16 protein-coding genes and 1 pseudogene are annotated in these 21,287 nt (G+C 53.6%); 6 read left to right on the top strand and 11 right to left on the bottom strand.

Going from position 1 to position 21,287, the window contains the following annotated elements; all coding sequences use genetic code 11:
• Positions 1 to 30 precede the first annotated feature (30 nt).
• Both Kalk_RS14890 and asd read left to right on the top strand, forming a co-directional pair.
• Positions 31 to 866 (top strand): annotated as a pseudogene (locus Kalk_RS14890) (sulfurtransferase).
• A 48-nt stretch (positions 867 to 914) separates the two neighbouring features.
• Positions 915 to 1,775, top strand: a complete 861-nt coding sequence (asd, locus tag Kalk_RS14885; protein ID WP_101894999.1) for an archaetidylserine decarboxylase — start codon at positions 915 to 917, stop codon at positions 1,773 to 1,775.
• Between the two features lie 22 nt (positions 1,776 to 1,797).
• Here the strand turns inward: asd and Kalk_RS14880 are convergent, their stop codons facing one another.
• From Kalk_RS14880 to epmB, 5 genes are all read right to left on the bottom strand, one after another.
• The gene (locus Kalk_RS14880; protein WP_101894998.1) at positions 1,798 to 2,109 is read right to left on the bottom strand and encodes a hypothetical protein; all 312 of its coding nucleotides are present in this window, start codon (positions 2,107 to 2,109) and stop codon (positions 1,798 to 1,800) included.
• A 79-nt stretch (positions 2,110 to 2,188) separates the two neighbouring features.
• The gene (locus Kalk_RS14875) at positions 2,189 to 3,262 is read right to left on the bottom strand and encodes a hypothetical protein (RefSeq protein WP_101894997.1); all 1,074 of its coding nucleotides are present in this window, start codon (positions 3,260 to 3,262) and stop codon (positions 2,189 to 2,191) included.
• 254 nt (positions 3,263 to 3,516) lie between these two features.
• On the bottom strand, positions 3,517 to 5,595 hold the full coding sequence (locus Kalk_RS14870) for an EAL domain-containing response regulator (protein ID WP_101894996.1): 2,079 nt from the start codon (positions 5,593 to 5,595) through the stop codon (positions 3,517 to 3,519).
• A gap of 87 nt (positions 5,596 to 5,682) precedes the next feature.
• Positions 5,683 to 7,539: a hypothetical protein gene (locus tag Kalk_RS14865; protein WP_101894995.1), complete on the bottom strand. Its 1,857-nt coding sequence runs from the start codon at positions 7,537 to 7,539 to the stop codon at positions 5,683 to 5,685.
• A 145-nt stretch (positions 7,540 to 7,684) separates the two neighbouring features.
• On the bottom strand, positions 7,685 to 8,704 hold the full coding sequence (epmB, locus tag Kalk_RS14860) for an EF-P beta-lysylation protein EpmB (protein ID WP_101894994.1): 1,020 nt from the start codon (positions 8,702 to 8,704) through the stop codon (positions 7,685 to 7,687).
• A 53-nt stretch (positions 8,705 to 8,757) separates the two neighbouring features.
• Between epmB and efp the strand changes: the two genes are divergently transcribed.
• Genes efp through Kalk_RS14845 form a run of 3 tightly spaced genes read left to right on the top strand, consistent with a single transcriptional unit; the run spans position 8,758 to position 11,454 of the window.
• Positions 8,758 to 9,321, top strand: a complete 564-nt coding sequence (efp, locus tag Kalk_RS14855; RefSeq protein WP_101894993.1) for an elongation factor P — start codon at positions 8,758 to 8,760, stop codon at positions 9,319 to 9,321.
• Positions 9,322 to 9,378: 57 nt separating this feature from the next.
• Complete coding sequence (gene epmA, locus Kalk_RS14850; RefSeq protein WP_101894992.1) at positions 9,379 to 10,338, top strand: EF-P lysine aminoacylase EpmA; 960 nt, start codon at positions 9,379 to 9,381, stop codon at positions 10,336 to 10,338.
• A gap of 12 nt (positions 10,339 to 10,350) precedes the next feature.
• On the top strand, positions 10,351 to 11,454 hold the full coding sequence (locus tag Kalk_RS14845; protein ID WP_101894991.1) for an NAD(P)/FAD-dependent oxidoreductase: 1,104 nt from the start codon (positions 10,351 to 10,353) through the stop codon (positions 11,452 to 11,454).
• A 75-nt stretch (positions 11,455 to 11,529) separates the two neighbouring features.
• Here the strand turns inward: Kalk_RS14845 and Kalk_RS14840 are convergent, their stop codons facing one another.
• Entirely contained in the window at positions 11,530 to 12,519 is a 990-nt protein-coding gene (locus Kalk_RS14840) for an immunoglobulin domain-containing protein (RefSeq protein ID WP_101894990.1), read from the bottom strand.
• 565 nt (positions 12,520 to 13,084) lie between these two features.
• On the opposite strand from Kalk_RS14840, the gene Kalk_RS14835 reads away from it, so the two are divergent.
• Positions 13,085 to 15,805, top strand: coding sequence for an immunoglobulin domain-containing protein (locus tag Kalk_RS14835; RefSeq protein WP_101894989.1), 2,721 nt, complete (start codon positions 13,085 to 13,087; stop codon positions 15,803 to 15,805).
• Between the two features lie 82 nt (positions 15,806 to 15,887).
• On the opposite strand, the gene Kalk_RS14830 is transcribed toward Kalk_RS14835, so the two are convergent.
• From Kalk_RS14830 to asnB, 5 genes are all read right to left on the bottom strand, one after another.
• Positions 15,888 to 16,493 (bottom strand): acyltransferase, encoded by a 606-nt coding sequence (locus Kalk_RS14830; protein ID WP_101894988.1) that lies wholly within the window; start codon positions 16,491 to 16,493, stop codon positions 15,888 to 15,890.
• Between the two features lie 4 nt (positions 16,494 to 16,497).
• Positions 16,498 to 17,481: an NAD(+) synthase gene (gene nadE / locus Kalk_RS14825; RefSeq protein WP_101894987.1), complete on the bottom strand. Its 984-nt coding sequence runs from the start codon at positions 17,479 to 17,481 to the stop codon at positions 16,498 to 16,500.
• A gap of 2 nt (positions 17,482 to 17,483) precedes the next feature.
• Complete coding sequence (locus tag Kalk_RS14820; RefSeq protein ID WP_101894986.1) at positions 17,484 to 19,034, bottom strand: class I adenylate-forming enzyme family protein; 1,551 nt, start codon at positions 19,032 to 19,034, stop codon at positions 17,484 to 17,486.
• A 2-nt stretch (positions 19,035 to 19,036) separates the two neighbouring features.
• The gene (locus tag Kalk_RS14815; protein WP_101894985.1) at positions 19,037 to 19,285 is read right to left on the bottom strand and encodes an acyl carrier protein; all 249 of its coding nucleotides are present in this window, start codon (positions 19,283 to 19,285) and stop codon (positions 19,037 to 19,039) included.
• Between the two features lie 65 nt (positions 19,286 to 19,350).
• Positions 19,351 to 21,267: an asparagine synthase (glutamine-hydrolyzing) gene (gene asnB, locus Kalk_RS14810; protein ID WP_101894984.1), complete on the bottom strand. Its 1,917-nt coding sequence runs from the start codon at positions 21,265 to 21,267 to the stop codon at positions 19,351 to 19,353.
• Between the last annotated feature and the right edge of the window lie 20 nt (positions 21,268 to 21,287).

The raw sequence follows: 21,287 nt of genomic DNA, 5'->3' as shown, positions 1-21,287 counted from the left end.
AATGGCGCAGACCCGAGCGAAGGACGCAGTATGACGCCTCTGAATCTACCACTGCTGATTGAACCGGCAGACCTGGAACCGTTATTGAACCACCCCAACCTGCTGATCGTGGACTTGTGCCGCCCTGAGCAATACGCCAGCGCGCACATTCCCGGCGCAGTGTACCTGCCCTTTAACCAACTGATGAGCGGCCGTACCCCCGGCCCCGGCAAGCTGCCGGACGCCTCCGTTCTGGCCAGCGTATTTTCTGCCTTGGGGCTCACCCCGGACACCCATGTTATCGCCTACGACGATGAAGGCGGCGGTTGGGCCGGACGCCTGATCTGGACTCTGGATGTGCTGGGCCACACGCACTACTCCTACCTCAATGGCGGACTGCACGCCTGGGCCGGGGAGCAACGGCCACTGGAGGAAGGCGTGAACGTGCCTTCTCCCAGCGAATACAGCGTATCCATCGATCCCCGCCCCACCCTGACCAAAGATGAGATCCTGCAACGATTGGATCTGCCCAACTTCGTGATTTGGGATGCCCGCTCCCCGAGGAATACCTGGGTATACGACAGGGCGCAGCCAAGAATGGCCACATCCCCGGCGCGGTTAACTATGAATGGATTCGCGCCATGGATCGCCACAATGGCCTGCGCATCCGCGACCTCAACGAAGTACGCCAGGAACTTGCCGCTCTGGGCATCCGTGCAGACAAACATATTGTCACTCACTGTCAAAGCCACCATCGCTCCGGTTTTACCTACCTGCTGGGCAAGATCCTCGGCTTTGAAAACATTCAGGCTTACCCCGGCTCTTGGTCCGAATGGGGTAATGATCCGCACACACCCGTTGAAACGGATGCCCCGAACGGCTCATAATCGCGCCTGGCAGAACCAGCCCCCATTTTTTAATCAGGTAACCATGACATGACTGATTCCGCACTGAATCGCTTGAAAGTGCTTCCCCAATATTGCGTGCCGCAGCACCTCCTGTCCCGCGCCGCAGGCCTGTTAGCAGAAACCCGCTGGCCACTGATCAAGAACAGCTTCATCAATTTTTTTGTACGTCAGTACAACATCGACATGACCCTGGCGGCTGAAGAAAACCCGCTGGCCTACGCCACCTTCAACGATTTCTTTACCCGCGCCCTGAAAGACGGCGTGCGCCCCATTACCGGGGAAGGCATTGCCAGCCCCGCCGATGGTGCCATCAGCCAGATCGGCCCCATTGATGACGACCGCATCTTCCAGGCCAAGGGGCATCACTATACGTTGGGTCAGCTACTGGGGGGCGATGCCCGCCACGCCGAGCCTTTCCGCAACGGTCAATTCGCCACCGTCTACCTGTCCCCCAGTGATTACCACCGGGTACACATGCCCTTTGGCGGCAAACTGACCGAAATGGTGTACGTACCCGGAAAACTGTTTTCGGTGAACAACCTCACCGCCGGACAGGTGCCCGCGCTGTTCGCCCGCAACGAACGGGTGGTGGCGTTTTTTGACACTGAGATCGGCCCCATGGCTGTGGTGTTGGTGGGTGCCATGATCGTGGCCAGTATAGAAACCGTGTGGGAAGGCATGGTGACGCCCCCGACACGAACATTGAAAACCTTCGATTACGCTCCGGTGGACAAGCGCCTGGAACTGGCTCGAGGCGATGAAATGGGCCGTTTCAAATTGGGCTCCACCGCCATCGTACTGTTTGGTAAAGACAAGGTTAAATGGAATGAGTCGCTGCAGAACGGTTCACGGGTGTGCATGGGTGAGCAGATAGGCACTCTGCTCTAACACCATACCAGCGCCCGCTCAATCACTCGATTTCTTCTATAAACGGCTCTTCTGAAAGATGTAACAGAATTTCTTTCTTGTAGGTGGTCAGTATGATTCGCTTGGCATCAATGCGCTGAATGCTGACCACATCATCAATATCATCGTCTTCCGGCTCATTCAGCAGATTGGTTTCGTTGTACGAAACAATCCCCGGGAAGACGATACGCCGTTTCAGGTTTTGGGTTTCAGGCGCGTCCATCAGCTCCACAAACACCATCCGCACGTCGATGTCGTAAATCAGATTGCCGATATAAGGGGAACAATCCCCAATAAGTTGTTCGGTTAATTCCATGAGATGGCCCTGCGCTCGAAATGAGGGGCTATTGTAAGCGCACAACGTCTACAAACATAGCCCACAAACCACCTTCGAACTAAGCCACGTGAGACATGAGGCGATATTCCTGTAACAGGTGATCAAAGTTATCGAACAGCACATGGGACATCTTGAGCACCACATTAAAGCGGTTGTGCTGAGCCAACAAGGTACTTTCAAGACCGTTTAACTCGTGGGTATTCGGCATCGTACCCTTGATGTGCGCAGTCAGCTCCTGCAAAGGCTCAAGAATGGGATCAATATAGCTGTCTACTTCCTGCTGCAGCTGATACTCAAGCTGGATCAATGCATCCATTGGCAGATCCAGCTCCGCCAGCGCTTCATCTACTTTGCTGGTCAGGGAGCCTTCCTGTTCATAACGGGTTTGCACGTTAGCCAGTGCCTTGCCGAGTTTTTTCAGCAGCACCATAGAAGGCACCAATTGATCAATGGCGCTGTTAAGGGCCACCGCCATGCGCATCAACGGCTCTAAACGTGCACTAATTTCCACCAAATGATTCATTTTTCCCATCAGCAATGCCATTTGGTTGGCCACATCTGCGGTTTCTTTCTCCATGACCTTGAAGCGAGGGCCGTACACACCCAACTGATCCTCTATTGGCTGGGGTAAACCGGAGATCAGCTCCTGATCCGACAGCCGCGCCACAGACCTTTTCAACCCGGACAGGCGCTGCTCCAGCACTTCAAGATCCCGAGCCATCAAATCCACCACCGGTGCAGTACTGACCGTGAACACAAACAACGGATTCAAATATCCATTCAGCCGCGCTACTAAATTAAACGCCCGATCCAGTGGCTGCTTCAACGCGCGCACTGTGTCGTGCAGATGCGCCGCCGGTCGCAACACCAGCGTCATGGAGCGGGCAGCCAGCTTCTCTGCTACTGCGCTTTCCTCAATGGCGATGTCATTCACTTCCTGCATGGCTTTGATGGATTTGGTCAGGCTGCGCAGAGTGTTGCGCAACGATGCCAGACCCGGCGGTGCCGCCAGAGCAAAGCGTTCCGGCTCGGCTTGCAGAATATTATTAATATTGGCGACAAAGGTGTGCAAATTGCGCACATCGCGGGCTAGGGGGTAAAGAATAGATTTGATGTTACGGGCTTCATCCATGGCCGTATCCCTCAATTGAGTTGGTACTTAGAGCGCTACTTGTTGTGTTGGTCGATGACTGCAAAACCGTCGTTCACCGGTTGCCGTACAGGTCAGCCGGATAGGCTTAGTCATAGTATAGACAGTTCCTCTCTGATAAATACCTAAGGCGCATCGTTTTCAGCGGAAATTTGTCACAAGATCGCGGAACTGAACGCTTATTCGCCTAACGTTATTCACGTTTGGCTAGTAAGCGTTCAGGGCAAAAGGGTAGATTATTCGTCGCTGGAGAAGTCGTAGTTCATCTGCTCGGCCGGTGCCTGCAGATAATAACCCTGGATATAATTAACACCGATCTGCCACAGGGTGGAGAGAATGGCCGCGCTTTCAACAAAAGGCGCAATGGTCAGTTTGCCTTGAGCATGGGCTGCCGCCACCATTTCCTTGAGGGCCTCCCGGCTCTCATCGCTGGCGATATCCTTCATGAAGGAACCGTCAACCTTGAGATAATCCACTTCCAGGTGTTTGAGGGTATTGAACGGATTCAGCGCACAACCAAAGCGGGAGATGGACACTTTGCAATGCAGCTCTTTCAAGCCACGGGTAAAGTCTTTGGCCTGCTTGAGGTAGGTGGTGGCGTCACTTTCACTGAACTGAAACACGATAGCGTCGCTGGGCATACGAGAGGCTTTTAAGGCCACGCTCAGCCATGGCAACAAGGTTTGATCCTTGAGCGATTCACCGGTGATGTTGATGATGAGCTTGGTGTTGTGACCATTGGCTCGATGATCCGACAGCAGCTTAATGGACTGCAAAATCACCCAGCGATCGATTTTCTCGCTCAGCTCCTGCTGCGATGCCGCGCCAAGAAAATCATTGGGAGATACCTGATTGCCGTCTTCATCCACCATGCGCAAGAAGGCTTCGTATAACTCACCACTACCACCGCGCAAATCGATAACCGGCTGGAACAGCAACTTGAACAAGCCCTTGTCGATAGCATCCTGCACAATGGCCCCGGTGTCACTGGGGTCGATTTTTTGCACTGAGGCGGGATCAAATACAGACACACCGTTGCCCAGCGGGTTTTCTTCCCGCACCTGCTCGCTGGCCTGATGCGCACGGGTAACGATTTCTTCCGCATCATCGGTATTTTCGCTGATCAACGTAATACCGATACTGGCGGTTACCTGAACAGTACGCTCCTGAACCTCCGACAGATGATCTTCCACTGCGGCTCGCACTTTTTCGCCCAGGGCGCGGCCGTCATCCAGGGATTTATCTTTGATCAGTGCGGAAAAAATTTCATCCCCAAAGCGCGCCAGTATGGTGCCTTCCGGCATCAGCTCTCGAATCAGGGTTGCCACGTCCGACAACACCATATCAGCACCGGCCAGGCCAATGTCCGATTGTACTGAGGCAAAATTGTCCAGCTGAATGTAAGCCAGCACTGCGGTTTTGCTGTGGGTTACGGCCCATTGCAGCGTGTTGTCCAGCTCCTGGGTGAAGTGGGAGCGATTATAAAGCCCGGTGAGCAGATCCTGGCTGCTGATTTCTTTGAGACGCTCTTGCAACTCGGCATCGGCCTGGTTGGTGCGAATCATAATCTGCGTGCAGGGTTCGCTGTCGTAGGTGGCGTTGGAAAATATCATGCGCGCCTGAATTTCTGTGCCATCGGTACAGAGCCCATGACAGAGGAATTCGTTGCTGTCACTTTCACCGGCGCTGTAAGCCCGCAGAAATTGTTTAAACTCTTCGTGATCCTTGGATGCCACCATATCCATGATGGGCATGCCTTCCAGATCTTCGGCATCGTCATAGCCGAACAGCTCAAGATAGGCTTCGTTGGCATAGGTATGCATGCCGTCGGTGACGTAGGTGATCGCATCGCGGGAACTGTCCAATAACACGGCGCAACGCTTTTCGGCGTCTTTCAAATGCAACTCAGCGCTGCGGCGGGCTCGGCGATCACCCAAGTTACGCAGCTCGCGCTGAATCACCAGAATCAAGCGTTCCAGATCGTCTTTCAGCACCACATCTTCGTAGCCTTCCCGCAACCCTTCTACCACTTCTTCTGGATCGTATTCATCCACCAGCAGAATGGAGGGAATATCTTTGGACTGTTTTTTAACCTCTTTGAGGCATTCCATGGCGAACATGTCATTGGCTTCAGGGCGCAACAACATCAGATCCCAGGAGCCTGCGCCCAGCGCCTGCGCCAGCGAGTCCGAGCTTTCAATCATCTGGCCACGAGTCGCCCGACCAGAATTACGGATCAGGTTCATCAACTGCTCCGCGTCATCCGGCGACTCGTGCAGAATCAACAGTTTTATGGTCTCGGCTTTTTTAGTCATGCAATCTGTAATTCAATTTAGCCCTAGCGGGCAAATAAGTTGCTGGAATGTCCGAAGCAGGGTTACCCACCCTGATGTCGAGCCTCGTTAGAGGCTTGACCAGATCGAATCAAAATCATCATCCTGATTGCTTTTAGTCGGTTCTTCCACTGAGGGTCGATGGTGTTCTTCACGTTCTTCTCCGCGCCCCACCGCAGGCACCAGCATTTTAAACTGAAACTGACTGAAACTTGCAGTGGAAGTTACTTGTTTTATTAACTGCCCCTTAGAAACCAGACCTTCTTCATTAATATTGACTTTATATCCAACGTGAAACGCAATGTTGGGGGTAATCAGGGTAGCGGGCTGACCAATGGCTCGCAGCTCTGGCAGCATGAGTGTACGCATGAATTCGGTGACACCGCCTTTCTTTTGAATAACCTGGGTACCACAGGCTTCGGCCTTGGGCGCAATCAGTTCTACCCCCATACGCACCCCTTCATCCTTAAACTGTTTGACCCAACGGATAACACCGATACTCCAATGGGTTTTATCGCTTTCCAGAATGCCTACAATTTCACCGGTCTTAACCTGATGGGGCACATCCTGCCGCCAGCTTAAACAAAACCCACCGGGGCTGGTGTTCACCACTTCGCAGCTGTACTGGGGATACTTGTCTTTCTCGGCAGCATGGCGCTGTTGGGTGTAACTATCAATTTCACTGCCCACCGAATCCTTCTCCAGCTTGAGCTTGGAGGGATCTACATTCAGCCCCCAGACATCGTTGCTTTCGTAGGTATCACGGCGGCGATTGCTGCCCGGGCCGTGCTGCAAAAAGGGATTGTTCAGCTCCGGATCCAACACATTACTGGAACCGGTCACCATACGGCCAAAGTCTGCCTTACCCGACACAAAATAGTGGGTTGCACTGAGGCCAATACACAGATTGAGATTACCGTGCTCTTCGATACGAGTAAAAGCACGCTCGGCCAACACACCCCACGCCTGAATCAGGATACGGGTCAATTCTGCAGGGAAGCGGTCGGGCACATGAAAACTGGAAACCGGGTGCATCTGCCCGGCCGGTAATTGCAACAACACGCGCAGATGATCGGAAATAGCCGACGCATCAAAATAACGAATATTGTGCGGCAGGGTGGTGCGGCGCATCAGTGATTGATAAATCGGCGGATAATCCGTCATCACATCGATCACAAACAACCCGGCCACGGTTTTTGCATCGGTTACGGTGGCAAAACGGGCCCAATAGCGGGCAGCATCATACACCTGTTCGATCTGGCTCTGTCGCAACTGGTTGGGTTTTGCGGTAGCCAGCAACAAAGCGCGCAGGTACAAGTCGTACACGCCGGATTCCCAGTTGTTGTCTTCCGGATCTTCTATCACCTGCTCCAACATGCCAAATCGCTGAGAAATCAGATACAGCAGGTGCATCTCTTGCCAGAAATTGGCGGGGGCGGGGTAATACAGCTGAAAGCTGCGCAGCAGCACGTGGCTCTGCTCAGAAATCGCTCGGTGAATGGCTTTCTGACACAGTTTTTTTGCGTCCTTGTCCATGTTCTTCACACGGGGCAACAGCTGCATGGTGACCGCTTTATAACCGGTGGCCAGATGATTCTGCAGGGCTTGCGCCAGCGCCGCTATCTTGGCTTCTTTGGGAGGCAAGACCACCGCTTTGTTGAGAAAGTGCTTTTCGAGGCTTTTACAGATGTAATGAATGGGGCCGCGCATGATCTCCATCAGCTGGAAACGGGTATCCGAATCCGTCTTCAGGCGGTTCAGCTCCTGGATGGCCGAATAGAGCCGTTTGGCGGTTTCCCCCACATTCATCTGCGGCAGACTTTCAACCCACTCCTGTACCTTTTTAGGATTAGGCGCACTGAAAGACAGCACTTCCAGATCATGTGGTGGCAGCTTCAAGCTCAGGTGCTCGGCTGGATTAGACATTCAACATTCCCATTTCGTCACTGCGTTTTTTGCGCTGAACGGTTCACTTTATATGGCCTGACCGATACACGCGGGGAAATACCCTTGCTAGTAAGTATAGGCAGACTTTGCACAGGATGCGCAAACATTGATTGTGACCCGGTCTTCAGGATAAGTGTAAATCTATCAGGGTTTTGCCTGATTTTCCTGAAATCTCTCTCACTAAGCGAGGAATCAGGAAACCGGGCAAGCGACGATGCAGCTCAGCCATCATCTTCTGGGCACTTTTTTCAGACACATCAAAGTGATGGGCGCCGGCCACCGGATCCAGCAAATGCAGATAATAAGGCAGCACCCCGGCCTGAAACAGGCGCTCGCTGAGGGCTGCCTGCACATCAGCCTGATCATTTATGCCGTTCAACAGAACCGCCTGATTCAGCAGGTGTACCCCGGCCTGACGCAGCGCGCCCATCGCCTGATCAAACACCTCATCCAGCTCCTGCGGGTGGTTGCTGTGAGTAACCAGCACCCGGTTAAGGCGGCTGTTGCCCAGCACCTCCAGCAGGCCTGTATCAATTCGCTGGGGAATCACCACCGGCAACCGCGTATGAATACGCAACCGGCTTATGGTGGGTATATTTTCTATTATTTTCAATAAGGTAGCCAATCGCGCATTACTCACCACCAGGGGATCTCCACCGCTGAGAATGACCTCATTCACCTCGGGATGGGCTTCCAGATAGGCCTGAATGTCCGCAAATTCCTGGCTGGAAAGACGGTTATCCGCATAAGGGAAGTGGCGTCGAAAGCAGTAACGGCAATTGATGGCGCAGGCTCCGCTGAGTATCAACAGCACCCGGCTCTGGTATTTGTGCAGCAAGCCGCTACTGGGGTTGGCCAGACGCTCCCCCAGGGGGTCGGCCACAAACCCCGGCCGGGGCTCGGTTTCCTGGGCCACCGGCAGCACCTGCTTCAACAACGGATCATCGGGGTTACCCGGCTCAATTTTATCCAGATAGGGCTCCGGCACCCGCAGGGGAAAGTCGTGGTGCGCCTTCAGCGCCGCTGGCAAGGTGTCCAAAGGCAGATTCAGGCGCTTCCACAGGGTTTCCGGGCAACGAATGCTGCCAGAAAGCAGAATTTGCCAGTCTTCAGTATGCCAACTTGGGGCAGTTCGAGTTATCATTAGCGCCTTTCCCGGTTCGGGTACTGCAAATTTTAGAAAACAGGTATTGATCAATGGCCAACTATTCTACCAACGAATTCCGCTTGGGTCTTAAAGTGATGTTGGATGGAGACCCATGCTCCATCGTCGAAAACGAGGTGGTAAAACCCGGTAAAGGTCAAGCCTTCAACCGCGTCAGACTGCGCAACCTGAAAAGCGGCAAAACCTGGGAACGCACCTTCAAGTCCGGCGAAAGCGTAGAAGCGGCCGACATTATGGATGTAGACCTGCAATACCTGTACAACGATGGCGAGTTTTTCCACTTTATGGATCAGCAGAGCTTTGAACAGCAGGCTGCCGACGCCACGGCCGTAGGCGAGACTGCCAAATGGCTGAAAGAGGAAGACGTCTGCACCGTGACCCTGTGGAACGGCACCCCTTTGGCGGTTGCTGCGCCGAACTTCGTCGAACTGGAGATCATCGAGACTGATCCTGGCTTAAAAGGTGATACTGCCAACGGCGGCTCCAAACCCGCCACACTGTCCACCGGTGCCGTTGTGCGCGTTCCCCTGTTCATCAATCAGGGCGATGTCATCAAAGTTGATACCCGTTCCGGCGAGTACGTTTCCCGCGCCTGATTTATCCAGCTGCCCCCGCTTGCGCGTCGGGCAGCATCTTCTTGCTGAAGAACGCCTATGACCTGGCAGCCTACCGCGCCCCTTACTCATATTGTCGCCCGTGCCCGACTCAACCGCCTGATTCGCGACTTTTTTGAGCGCCGCGATGTAATGGAAGTGGAGACCCCACTGCTGTGCAGCAGCACCGCCACCGACCCTTACTTAAGCAGCTGGAAGGCGCAAGCCAACGGCAAGACGCATTACCTGCAAACCTCTCCTGAGTTCTGCATGAAACGCCTGCTGGCGGCCGGTTGCGGCCCCATCTATCAATTGGGCAAGGCGTTCCGGCAGGAAGAGAGCAGCCGCCAGCACAATCCAGAGTTCACCATGCTGGAATGGTATCGGCCGGACTGGACTCTGGACAGGCTGACAGACGAAGTGGAAGCTCTGGTGCTGAACGCTGCCTCCGCCTTTGGCAAAACCCTGCAGCCCTTTGCCCGCCTCAGCTACCAGCAGGCTTTTGAAGCCAGCCTGGGCCTCAACCCCCACAGCTGCAGCCACCAGGATCTGCTCAATGTCGCCAACGCCCGCATCAACGGTGATTTTGCGATGCTGGATCGAGACGGCTTGCTGGATCTGCTGAGCAGCCATCTGGTGGAGCCTACACTCCCGGCAACTGGCTGTTTTTTAGATGAATTTCCTGCCAGCAAAGCCAGCCTCGCCAAAACCAGCCTCAACCAGGATGGGCTCGCCGTGGCACAACGGGTTGAGCTCTACATCGCTGGCAAAGAGATCGCCAACGGCTATCAGGAGCTGGTGGATGCGGCGGAGCAGGCCGAACGCTTCACAGCCGATCAATCCTACCGCGCACAACACGGACTGGACGCCCTCCCCACCCCCAGCCACCTCATTAGCGCCCTGCAAAACGGCTTTCCCGAATCCGCCGGGGTGGCACTGGGAGTGGATCGGCTATTGATGGTGCTGCTGGATTGCGACAACATCGGGGATGTCATCAGCTTCCCCACTCACACCGCCTGAGGCACCGCCGCCATGGCCCTCGACCATTTCGACTGCTGCATCATCGGCGCTGGCGTCATTGGGTTAGCCATCGGGCGCCAGCTGGCCCTAAGCGGCCGCCGCATACTGCTCCTGGAGCAGTACCCTCGCTACGGCAGTGAAACCAGCAGCCGCAACAGCGAAGTCATCCACGCCGGCATCTACTACCCCTTCGGCTCGTTAAAAGCCACCCTGTGCGTCGCGGGCAAAGCAGCGCTTTACCAATACTGCAAAGACAACCGCATCGAACACCGAACCATCGGCAAGCTCATCGTCGCCCAACAGGCACAGGAGCAACACCTTCACAAGCTAAAACAACAAGCAGAAGCCAATGGCGTTATGGATCTGCAGTGGCTCAGCAAAGCCGACCTCCAAAAGATTGAGCCGCAGGTAGAGGCTGATATTGCCCTGCATTCACCCACCACCGGCATCATCAACAGCCACCAGCTCATGCACTGCCTAGCGGCAGAGATCGAAGCAAATGGCGGCTTGATAGGCCTTAATTCTCGCTTTATCGAAGCAGAACCTCTCAACCAGGGATATCAGGTAACGATTCAAAGTCAGGGGGAGCCCTACCGATTCAGCTGTCAGACATTAATCAACAGCGCAGGGCTCCAGGCCACCCACATCGCCCATCGCATCGCCGGACAGACGCCCGACAGCATCCCCCGCCTTCATCTCTGCAAAGGCAACTATTTTAACCTGCAAGGCCGCAGCCCCTTCAGCCACCTCATCTACCCACTGCCCGAACCCAACACCACAGGCCTGGGCATTCACGCCACCCTCGACCTGCAAGGGCGCACCCGTTTTGGCCCCGATATCGAATACGTACAAACCCCGGATCACCGCGTCAGCGAGCACAAAATCGCTACCTTTATAGCAGCCATCCAGCGTTACTACCCCAACCTGAACCCAGCCTTGCTCAGCCCCGGCTACTGCGGCATTCGGCCGAAACTACAAGCCTCAGGGGGGCCAGCCCAGGACTTCCTCATTCAACACCCGACAGCCGGACTTATAAACCTATTCGGGATTGAATCCCCAGGCTTAACCAGCTGCCTGGCCATCGCACAATACGTTCAAGACCTGATCGAAGCGTAATTCTGCCCGACAGCACGAGCCAAAACCCAGGCCAAAAAAAACGGGCCGAAGCCCGTTTTTCAATTCAACCGCAGATCAATTAATGGTCACGCTCACCACGGTTGAGTAATCACTTTTCATACCTGTGCTGTCTACAGTCATCAGCGAGAAGTAATGAGTACCTTCACTTAAGCCATCGACGGTGTAGGTGGATTCAGAAGCATCCACGCTGTCCAGGCGCACCATGCTGCCATTTGCACTCTCAGAGTAGTAGATCTCATAGGCATCAATCTCACCGGCGCTCAAAGCACTATTATCGGTGCGTGATTGTGGGCGATCCCAGGAGATCAGCGCAGAACCACTCACAGCATTGGCCGCCACATCAACCGAAACCACACTGGAAGTCGTGGAAGTACCGGTGTTGCTGACCACAACATGGTAGTCACCGTCATCCTGCAAAGTCACCGCATCCAACACCAGGCTTGAGCCAGTAGCACCGGAAATCGGAGCACCTTCAAAGTACCACTGATAAGACAGGACACCGGTACCGGTTGCGCCCACAGACAGGGTCACATCAACACCCTCATTCACCATCTGATTGCTGGGCTGGCTTGTAATGGTCACGAACTGCAAAACGTTAACCGTCAGCGTAAAGCTGTCACAGCCCAGAGTATCCGTGCCATTGGTGACGGCGCAGTCATAAGTGCCTGCGGTAGTCGCCGCCAGACTGGTGCTGGAGGAGCTCTGTACGATCGAGCCGTTGCGATACCAGGTTACTGTGATAGGTAGATCGTGCTCAACCGCAACGCTGAAAGTATGGCTTTCACCCTCAGTGATCGTTGCGTTCGAAGGCTGAGTAATCAGGTTGAGCACATGAGTTTCCTCAACCGGCTCCTCGATCGGATCAGTGTTGCCGCCGTTGTTGGTTTCATCTTCGCCACCTGTAGTCGAATCGACAACCTGAGCCGCGGGATCACTGGTCTCTCCGCCGGCTCCGCACCCTGTCAGAGTCAGGGCGAAAGCCATAACCACTGCAGCGATCACGTTGTTACTATTGAGGCTGTTAACAAGAGCTGAAACTGACATAACTGGTACTACCTATGCTGAAAAAGCGGGACTAATGAACTTACAAGGACAAGGTTAGTCCACCCCAGAGAAGGCACATGTGGGCCAGTTCACACACAAGAGAACCATACAAATCAACTTCGAAATCTGTGTAGGATGTCACACAGCTTGAGAGCACCGCGTTACGGAACAAGGTGGATGCAGTTACGGAACGATTTCAGGCACGCACCAACCAGCGCCGTTAACCATCGGTAAACAAATAAAAATTTACCCAAAATGGTCAGAAGCGATAAAATGGGCATGTAATTGTGTCAAGAAAGAATCGGGGGATTCCCAAGGCAATTTTGTTTACTTTTTACACAACAAACACCGACAAAATAGCGGATTCGCGTTTGCATGCGCCAATTGGGCATTGCAACCCTATAAAACCGGTATTTTCTCTCAAAGTTTGTGACCACTTTCAACTCTTGCCTAACGTATTTCTGGGAACATAGCTCATTCAATAAGAATTCAATTTTGACGTTCACTTGCCTGGCTTATTAGACCGATGATGAATTTAAATAAAAGAGTACTTTTGACTCTGCTCATGGCAGTAAGCATTCCGCTACTGAATGCTTGTAAAGAAGACATTGACGATCAAAATTCACTCGAGAATGAATTTACAGAGACCAACGAGCCGGAAGGCTCCGTAGGTACGCCGCAGCAACCCGAGCCGACCTTTGAGCCCATCCAGATCAATGCAGCACCTGCCGATCTGAGCGGCTACCCAGGGCAGACTGCCACATTCGCAGTCGCAGCAAGCAGCGCAGCTTCACTCAGCTACCAATGGTTCCACCAGGGTCAAGCCATCGCCGGAGCCAACGCCTCCTCCTACACCTTCACCATCGTCGACGACAATGACGCCGGCACTTACCGCGTAGACATCAGCAACAGCACCACCACCGTAAGCGATTCAGCCATCCTTCTGGTCAGCGACCTGCCCACCATCACCTCCGAACCGCAGGATGTCAGCGTCTACCCGGGCGAAACCGCCACATTCTCAGTTGATGCCAGTGGCGACAACGTCGAGTATCAATGGCAGAGCCGCAGCTTCTTCGGCTGGAGAACTCTGGAAGCAACCAGCGACACCCTGACCATAGAAAGCGTCGACAGTGGCACCGCCAAGCAATATCGGGTCAAAGTTAAGAATGGTGGTGGTGAGAAAACATCCAGAACCACCCGCATCAACCTTAAAAACTCTATCAGCATAAGCTCTCAGCCAGCCAATCAACTGGTGGCCGCTGGCAGCAACGCCACCTTCTCAGTAGCAGCAAGCGGTTACGGCACCTTATCCTACCAATGGTACAAAGGCGGCGCAGCCATCACTGACGGTAGCAAATATCAAGGCAGCCGCAGTGCCAACCTGAGTGTTGTCAACGTAGCCCTGTCCGATGCCAGCCTCTATCACGCGGTCGTCAGCAACGAAGATGGTCGAAGCATGACCTCAAACGCTGCCGAACTGTCTGTGCAAGGGCCTGCCGTAGTAACCGTGCACCCCAATAACACCTCACTCTACAGCGGGCAGTCAGGCTCACTGGTTATCGCCGCCAGCGGAGATAACCCCATTAACTACCAGTGGCAAAAGTGGAATGGCAGCAGCTGGGCAAACGTTGCTGGCGCCACGTCCTCGCAACTTACCTTTGCCAGTGCCAGCAGCAGCAACGCCGGTCGCTACCGTTGTACCGTGAGCAATGCCGTTGCCAGCGACATCAGCCGTGAAGCAACCGTCACCGTACTGGAAGCCGTCAGCATCAGCCGCTCACCCGCCAGCCAGACCGCTGAAGTCGGCAGCAGCGTGGAATTTACGGTGGCAGCCACCGGTGACGACCTGCAATATGAATGGACCAAAAACGGTCAAACCATCACTGGCAGCGGCCCAACGTTGAGCTTCGCCAGTGTTCGCGAACTGGACGCAGCCACCTACAGCTGTCGGGTATACAATAATGGTGGCAGCGCCAACTGCGCCAGCTTCACCCTGAGCATCCAGGCTCCCGCCACGATCGTAACCCAGCCCGTATCTCAATCCACTTACGAAGGTGGCAGCGTGTCACTGAGCGTAGCCGCAAGCGGCATACCGGCTCCAACCGTGACCTGGCTGTTTAACGGCAATCAAGTTGGCAGCGGCGCCACCCTGGCACTCAACTACATCACGCCTGAGCAAGCCGGAACCTATCAATGCCGAGTGGAAAACGAACTGGGCGCCGTTGACTGCGAACAGGTCACCGTGACCGTCAGCAGCTCCGTTCGCATCACCGAGCAGCCCGCCAACACCACAGCAAACGAAGGCGACGCCATCACCTTGAACATTGCCGCCAGCGGTGACGATCTCAACTACGAGTGGAGCAAAGACGGACAGAATCTTAACGTCAGCGGCAACAGCCTGACCCTGACAGACCTGACCGCCGCCAATGCAGGCGCCTACTCCTGCCGAGTTTGGAATGAACACAGCAGCGCCAATTGCAACAGCTTCAGCGTAACCATCAATGGCCGTATTGCCATCACCAGCCAGCCGACAGGCACCACCGCCTACGAAGACGCCAACGTGGCACTGACTGTAGCCCACAACGGCAATAGCGATGCCAGAGTGGAATGGTATTTTAACGACAGCCTGATCGCTTCGAACTCTGCCACACTCAGCCTGAGCCCGCTCACTCTGGAGCAAGCCGGAGAATACCGCTGTGTAGTGTCGAATTCCGTGAACTCTGTAGCCTGCAACCCCGTCACCGTTGCCGTACTGGAGAAAGCACGCATCACCAAGCAGCCCTCCAGTCAAATGCTCAGCACCGGCGACAGCTTCGTGCTGGACATCGAAGCCACTGGCGCTGGCACCTTGTACTATGAGTGCTTCCACAACGGCAGCCTGATACTGGCGGGCAGCGACCCTCGCGCTTTGGTAGTAGACAGTGTCACCAGTAATAATGAAGGCAACTACTACTGCACCGTGAGCAACGAAGGCTCATCGGCCACCTCGGAGCTGGCCTCACTTACTGTATTGGCCATCCAGGCTCGCAGTGTCATCGTTAACTGGGATGCACCCACTGGACGCGCCGACGGCAGCATGCTCGACCCGCAGGATATTTCAGGCTACAGCATACACGTCTGTCCTGAAGGCAACACAGCATTCGAAACCGTTGCCGTTACCACCGGCACAACAACCGAGACCATCATCGAGCTGATTCCAGGTACCTATACACTGACGGTTACCGCCCACGACACCACAGGACTGGAAAGCAGCATGTCGACAGAGCGAGTCTTCACCATCGACTAGCCTCTGGAAACAAAAAGAAAGCATAAAAAAAGGATGCCTCATCGGCATCCTTTTTTTATGCTTTCTTTTTTATCTGCTGGCTTCAGCTTTTATCTTCGCTTTCTTCTTTCTCTTTATTCTTTAACCGGTTACCAATGACCCGAGCAGGATTACCCGAGATAATGCTATAGGGCGGATATTTCTTAACACCAATCACAGAACCTGCAGCAATTATGCAGCCATCCGGTATCTCCACCCCTGGCATAATAAACACATTTGCCGCCAGCCAAACATCATTGCCTATGGAGACAGGCTTGAAATCATAACCCTGTTCCATAATCGGAGTTTCCAGATCATCAAACTTGTGATTGATGGTCCACACCTTACAACCTGGGCCAAAGGCGACGCGATCACCAATGGTAAGCCCACCTCCGGCCTGAAAATTGTTTTCCAGACCGAGATAAACATCATCACCAACGCTCATGCAATGTATGTTGCGGATTCTAACGCCCTGATACACCGTGAGGTTTTTGCCAGCACTTTTGAAATGGCGCGAATAGATCTTCTTGCGCCACAACAACCCCAAATAACCGGGAATCTCACCAAGGAAAAACTGCAGGTAATCAAACCGGTCATTGGGGCGACATAGCTCCCAATAGACTTCCTTCAGAGTTCCAACAAACCCCTTCTTGGGCATCTCCTGGGCCATAGACCTACAGCTCCACCTTCTCGATCAGAATGGCAGGCCAATGGAACGGCGCTGTGGTCTTACGCTTGCTTTCGATGTCGGTGTAAATGAACTGAGCCTGCTCTTCGGTGATCTCCAGTACTTTTGCCAACTGGGCTGCCGATTCACCTTTGTTATAACACCACAACGCAATATCCATTTCCTGATAAGGCAACGCATAGTAGAACTCATCCTGACCCTGCGGCATGCTGTAAGTGTCAGTAGTCGGAATCGCATTACAAATCACTTCAGGCAACCCCATGTGACGGGCCAGTGCATAAACCTGGGTTTTATACAGGTGCGCAATGGGCTTCAAATCAGCAGAGCCATCACCATTCTTAACAAAGAAGCCTTGATCGTATTCAACGCGGTTAGGGGTACCGACTACCGCGTAGTTCAAACGATCTGCATGGAAGAATTCAACCGTTTTACGGATACGCTGCTTGTAGTTGGTAGCAGCAACAATTTGCAGATACTCTTTCAAGCCCAGGCGCTTTTCTGAAATTTCACCCGTTGGCGATTGTACAACCAACTGGAAGTGGTTGATCTTGCCTTCTGCGCCACCGGAAATAACAATCTTGTTCTTCCAGCCTTCGCCGTACTCAGGGAAAGTGGCCACAATAGCCTCATCGCGCCACTTATAGCAGCCAATAGCTTCCAGTGTCGGCGCGATGTTATGCACCAGATACTCGATACCATGATGCTCTGCCAGAATACGGCCTTTATCTTCGCTTTCTGATGATGAATCCTGCTCAGGCAACAGCAGACCGAATACTTTCTTGGGGCCCACCGCGCGAACACACAAAGCAGATGAAACGGAACTGTCGATACCACCGGACATGGCAATCACAAGGCCTCGACGATGTACTTTTTTGCTCAGAATCTCACGAATCCCTGAACAAATCTTATCGATCTCCGCATCCATATCAAAACTGAGAATTTCTTGTGCGATTTCTGATTTCAAACTCATGATTAATCCCCGACCTGCTCGGCTAAGATGTGTTTTTTAACTTTTCCAGATGCGGTTTTGGGAAACGCATCCACTTGTAATATTTGTTTTGGAATCTTGTACGATGCCAAGTTATCCAGGCAGTGCTTCTTCACTGCCCTAACATTCAACTCATGTCCTGCTTTGAGCACCAGGAAAGCAGTGATGGTCTGCCCCAGCAACTCGTCCGGAACCCCCACCACGGCGACCTCTTCCACTTCCGGCAGCTCAACAATCACCTCTTCAATTTCCAGAGGACTGATGCGGTTGGCTCCAGACTTGATCATGTCGGAACGGCGCCCCTTCAAGTAAAGGTAGCCATCCTGATCCTTGTGCCCCAGATCACCCGTTTTCAACCAACCGTCGATAAAAGTGGCAGCGGTTGCCTCCGGGTTGCGCCAGTAGCCCAGCGCCACATTGGCACCCTGCACAAACAGCTCGCCATCCTCTTCCGGCCCACATTCTGAACCATCCGGATGACGAATCTGAATCTCCACACCCGCGATAGGAACACCCACCGAGCCAAGTTTTTCCAACAACTGCTCCGGTGGCAGCCAGGTCAGGCGGGCTGTTGCCTCGGTTTGACCGTACATAACGTACACGTGACTACTCAAGTGTTCCAGCACCTGCTGGGTCACCGGCACCGGCATCGCGCCGCCAGCCTGCAACACATAACGCAGAGATGACAAATCGTGTTCTGCTACTTTGCCACGGCTCAACAGCAATGAGAAGGTAGAAGGCACCCCGGCAAAACCGGTGATTTTCTCCTGGGCCATTCGGGACACCACCACATTGGGGAACATCATGCTGTTCTCCAGATAGAGCGTTGCCCCTTGCACCAGGTGGGTATGCAGCACCGAATTACCGTAGGAGTAATAAAAAGGCAGTACATTGAGAAAGCGATCACCTGGCTGAATGGGCAAAGCAGCCAGGATAGAGCGGACATTAGCCATCAAATTACCATGGCTAATCATCACGCCTTTCGGATTGCCGGTGGTGCCGGATGTGTAAATGATACAGGCCAGCCCATCCCCAGCCTGTTCAAGCTGAGGTGGTTCCTGAGGCAAGCCGCTAGCCTGCACATCGTTCCAGGTGGGCAAGCCGCTGTCGCGCAAGGGTTCGGGTAACGCATCCGCTTGATTGACGGCAACCAGTGACACAGCTAACCCGCACTCAACCAGCTTATGGGTTTCCCGCGGCACAAAATCCACAAAAGCCACTTTGGCTTCGCAATGATTCAGCCAGTTGGAAAAATCCTTCATCTTGGCACTGGTGTTCATCGGCACAACCGCCGCGCCAGCCAGCAATGCCCCATAAAATACGGCGACATACTGGGGGCTGTTTTCTGCAATCAGCGCCACCCGATCACCCTCGGTTACCCCGAGGCTGCGCAAAAAATTCTCAACCCTGCGTGCGCTTTCCCACAAAACCCGATACGAAATCTGCTGCTCTGCGGTCACAATAGCGGCTGCGTCCCCCTGCTCCAGCACACGATCATGGATCGGAGCAAGAACGGTAGCGATGCGGACACTCATTATCAGGCTGCGCTTTTGGCTTCGATAAACTTAACGAGGTTGTTCACAGAATCCAGGTTTTCTGGAACCATCTCTTCATCAGCCACGCTGATGCCGAACTCTTCTTCCAGAAAAAAGATCACCTCAAGAATACCGGTGGAATCAATAATGCCTTGCTCCAGAAACGAGTCACCGTCCTTTAGCGCATCCTGATCATCGGTGAACAGGTAGTTTTCAAGTATATAGTTTTTAACTTTTTCTTTAGCGGACATTTCTGCTCCTTAGCCACTGCCATTTAAGTATCCAAGCTCCCCCAACGGCAGCCTCGGACGATCTGTTAACTCATATACAGGTCATGCCAGACCTGCGTTGAAAGGATTCCCACCAAGGCCATATTGTCTTTGTAGCCGATGGCACGCCCCAAGCGAATCTTTTTCACCAGCATTTGCACCCGCTTGGCATCAAACAGGCCACTCTTGGCCAGAGCTGCCTCACTGAGCAGGTCATTCACGTAATCCGGTGGATTATCCGTGAAAAACGACGGAATATCAGGCGCCCGATATGGCTGCTTGTGACGGTTAACTATAGCATCTGGCAAATAACCGCCCATTGAGCGTTTCAACAGGTACTTTTCATTAAGCGCCTTCATTTTGAGCTTGGGCGGCAGGCGGTTGGCGAATTCAATAACACGATGATCCAGGAACGGAAAACGCCCCTCAACCGAACTGGCCATCAGCATTCTATCACCCTGAGAACTCAGCAAATATCCCGCCATCAAGGTTTTGGCCTCAAGGTATTGCGCCCGATTAAAGTAGTGCCAGTCTCCGGACTGCTGGGGCAACGAGGATTCCACCAGCTTCATCAGATCACCTGATAGAGTGGCCTTCACCTCCGAGGAAAAGAATTCCTTACATTTCGCAGTGGTGGTCCAGCGTGGAATATGGGAGAAACACGGCAGATTGGGCTCATCAAGGTTACTGCCAAAGAAATTGCGCAGATATTGCTGGGCTCGCCCGGGGGAGACGTCAAGATAGGGATACAAACGCTTCAACAGCGCAGGGCGGAACCCGGAATCGGCATTGGCCGCCCAAAACTGGCGAATTTTGGTTTCCTTGAAGATATCGTAGCCACCCAGCACCTCATCGGAACCTTCACCGGTAAGCACCACTTTATAATCCTGGGATCGCACCAGATTCGACAACAACCGCATGGGCACGGGAGCCGTACGCAGTATGGGTGCCTCGGTATGCCATATGGTTTTGACAAAATGCTCAGCTATATCGGCTTCGCTGCATTGCACCCGACTGTGATCAGCACCCACTTGATCAATCATCAGCTGCTGATACGAGGTTTCATCCAGCGACTCCGCATCAAACCCGATGGAGAACGTACGCAGTTTGGCATCACTGAAATGGTGGATCATAGCCACCAGCACAGACGAATCCAGACCGCCGGAGAGGTACGCCCCCACCGGCACATCCGAGCGCAGACGAATACGTGTGGCATCCACCAACAACTCTCGCAGCTGCTCTGCCAACACCTCTTCTGAATCGGCAAGATACTGATCCGCCTGCACCGGAAAACTCCAGTCCCAATAACGGCTGATCTGCATGCCGGAGGCATCCATCACCATCATGAAGCCTGGCGGCAGTTCATACACCCCTTCGAACAGAGTGTTCGGGCTGGCAGGAGCCCAATAGGTCATAAGCTGATCCAGGGCCTGCAGGTTTACCCCAGGGCGAGCTGCCAAGGCAGGCAAAATCGCCTTGATCTCTGAGCCAAAGGTAATGCGGCTTCCTGTTTGGGCATAATACAGGGGCGCTATACCGACACGATCGCGGTACATCAAGAGCCGCTGCTTGTTCGTATCCCAAATGGCGATGGCAAACTGACCGTTGAGTTTGTTTACAAACCCCGGCCCATGCTGCTCATAAAGGTGGACAATAACTTCGGTGTCACTGTGGGTATAAAACTGATGGCCCTGCCCCAAAAGCTCCTCGCGCAGCTCCACATAGTTGAAGATTTCACCGTTGAAAATCACTTGAATGGTGCTGTCTTCATTATGAATAGGCTGAGCGCCACCGGCCAGATCAATGATGCTGAGTCGGGCATGGGCCAAACCAATGTGAGCATCATGATAGAACCCGGTGCCGTCCGGCCCCCGGTGATGCAGCTGCGACACCATCTTCTGCAGTGTCGCCTTAACATCACCGCCAAGACCTGAAAAATCAGCTATTCCCGCTATACCGCACATACTTTTTCACAGCCCCTGAG

Origin of the sequence: Ketobacter alkanivorans (genome assembly GCF_002863865.1) — a bacterium.
GTDB lineage: Bacteria > Pseudomonadota > Gammaproteobacteria > Pseudomonadales > Ketobacteraceae > Ketobacter > Ketobacter alkanivorans.
Note: the sequence above shows the minus strand (reverse complement) of the source record. Positions and strands in the feature narration are given on the sequence as shown.

Bases quoted from the DNA above. Each gene is read 5' to 3' on its own strand.
- asd (WP_101894999.1), top strand. From the start codon at position 915: ATGACTGATTCCGCACTGAATCGCTTGAAAGTGCTTCCCCAATATTGC.
- Kalk_RS14880 (WP_101894998.1), bottom strand. From the start codon at position 2,109: ATGGAATTAACCGAACAACTTATTGGGGATTGTTCCCCTTATATCGGC.
- Kalk_RS14875 (WP_101894997.1), bottom strand. From the start codon at position 3,262: ATGGATGAAGCCCGTAACATCAAATCTATTCTTTACCCCCTAGCCCGC.
- Kalk_RS14870 (WP_101894996.1), bottom strand. From the start codon at position 5,595: ATGACTAAAAAAGCCGAGACCATAAAACTGTTGATTCTGCACGAGTCG.
- Kalk_RS14865 (WP_101894995.1), bottom strand. From the start codon at position 7,539: ATGTCTAATCCAGCCGAGCACCTGAGCTTGAAGCTGCCACCACATGAT.
- epmB (WP_101894994.1), bottom strand. From the start codon at position 8,704: ATGATAACTCGAACTGCCCCAAGTTGGCATACTGAAGACTGGCAAATT.
- efp (WP_101894993.1), top strand. From the start codon at position 8,758: ATGGCCAACTATTCTACCAACGAATTCCGCTTGGGTCTTAAAGTGATG.
- epmA (WP_101894992.1), top strand. From the start codon at position 9,379: ATGACCTGGCAGCCTACCGCGCCCCTTACTCATATTGTCGCCCGTGCC.
- Kalk_RS14845 (WP_101894991.1), top strand. From the start codon at position 10,351: ATGGCCCTCGACCATTTCGACTGCTGCATCATCGGCGCTGGCGTCATT.
- Kalk_RS14840 (WP_101894990.1), bottom strand. From the start codon at position 12,519: ATGTCAGTTTCAGCTCTTGTTAACAGCCTCAATAGTAACAACGTGATC.
- Kalk_RS14835 (WP_101894989.1), top strand. From the start codon at position 13,085: ATGGCAGTAAGCATTCCGCTACTGAATGCTTGTAAAGAAGACATTGAC.
- Kalk_RS14830 (WP_101894988.1), bottom strand. From the start codon at position 16,493: ATGGCCCAGGAGATGCCCAAGAAGGGGTTTGTTGGAACTCTGAAGGAA.
- nadE (WP_101894987.1), bottom strand. From the start codon at position 17,481: ATGAGTTTGAAATCAGAAATCGCACAAGAAATTCTCAGTTTTGATATG.
- Kalk_RS14820 (WP_101894986.1), bottom strand. From the start codon at position 19,034: ATGAGTGTCCGCATCGCTACCGTTCTTGCTCCGATCCATGATCGTGTG.
- Kalk_RS14815 (WP_101894985.1), bottom strand. From the start codon at position 19,285: ATGTCCGCTAAAGAAAAAGTTAAAAACTATATACTTGAAAACTACCTG.
- asnB (WP_101894984.1), bottom strand. From the start codon at position 21,267: ATGTGCGGTATAGCGGGAATAGCTGATTTTTCAGGTCTTGGCGGTGAT.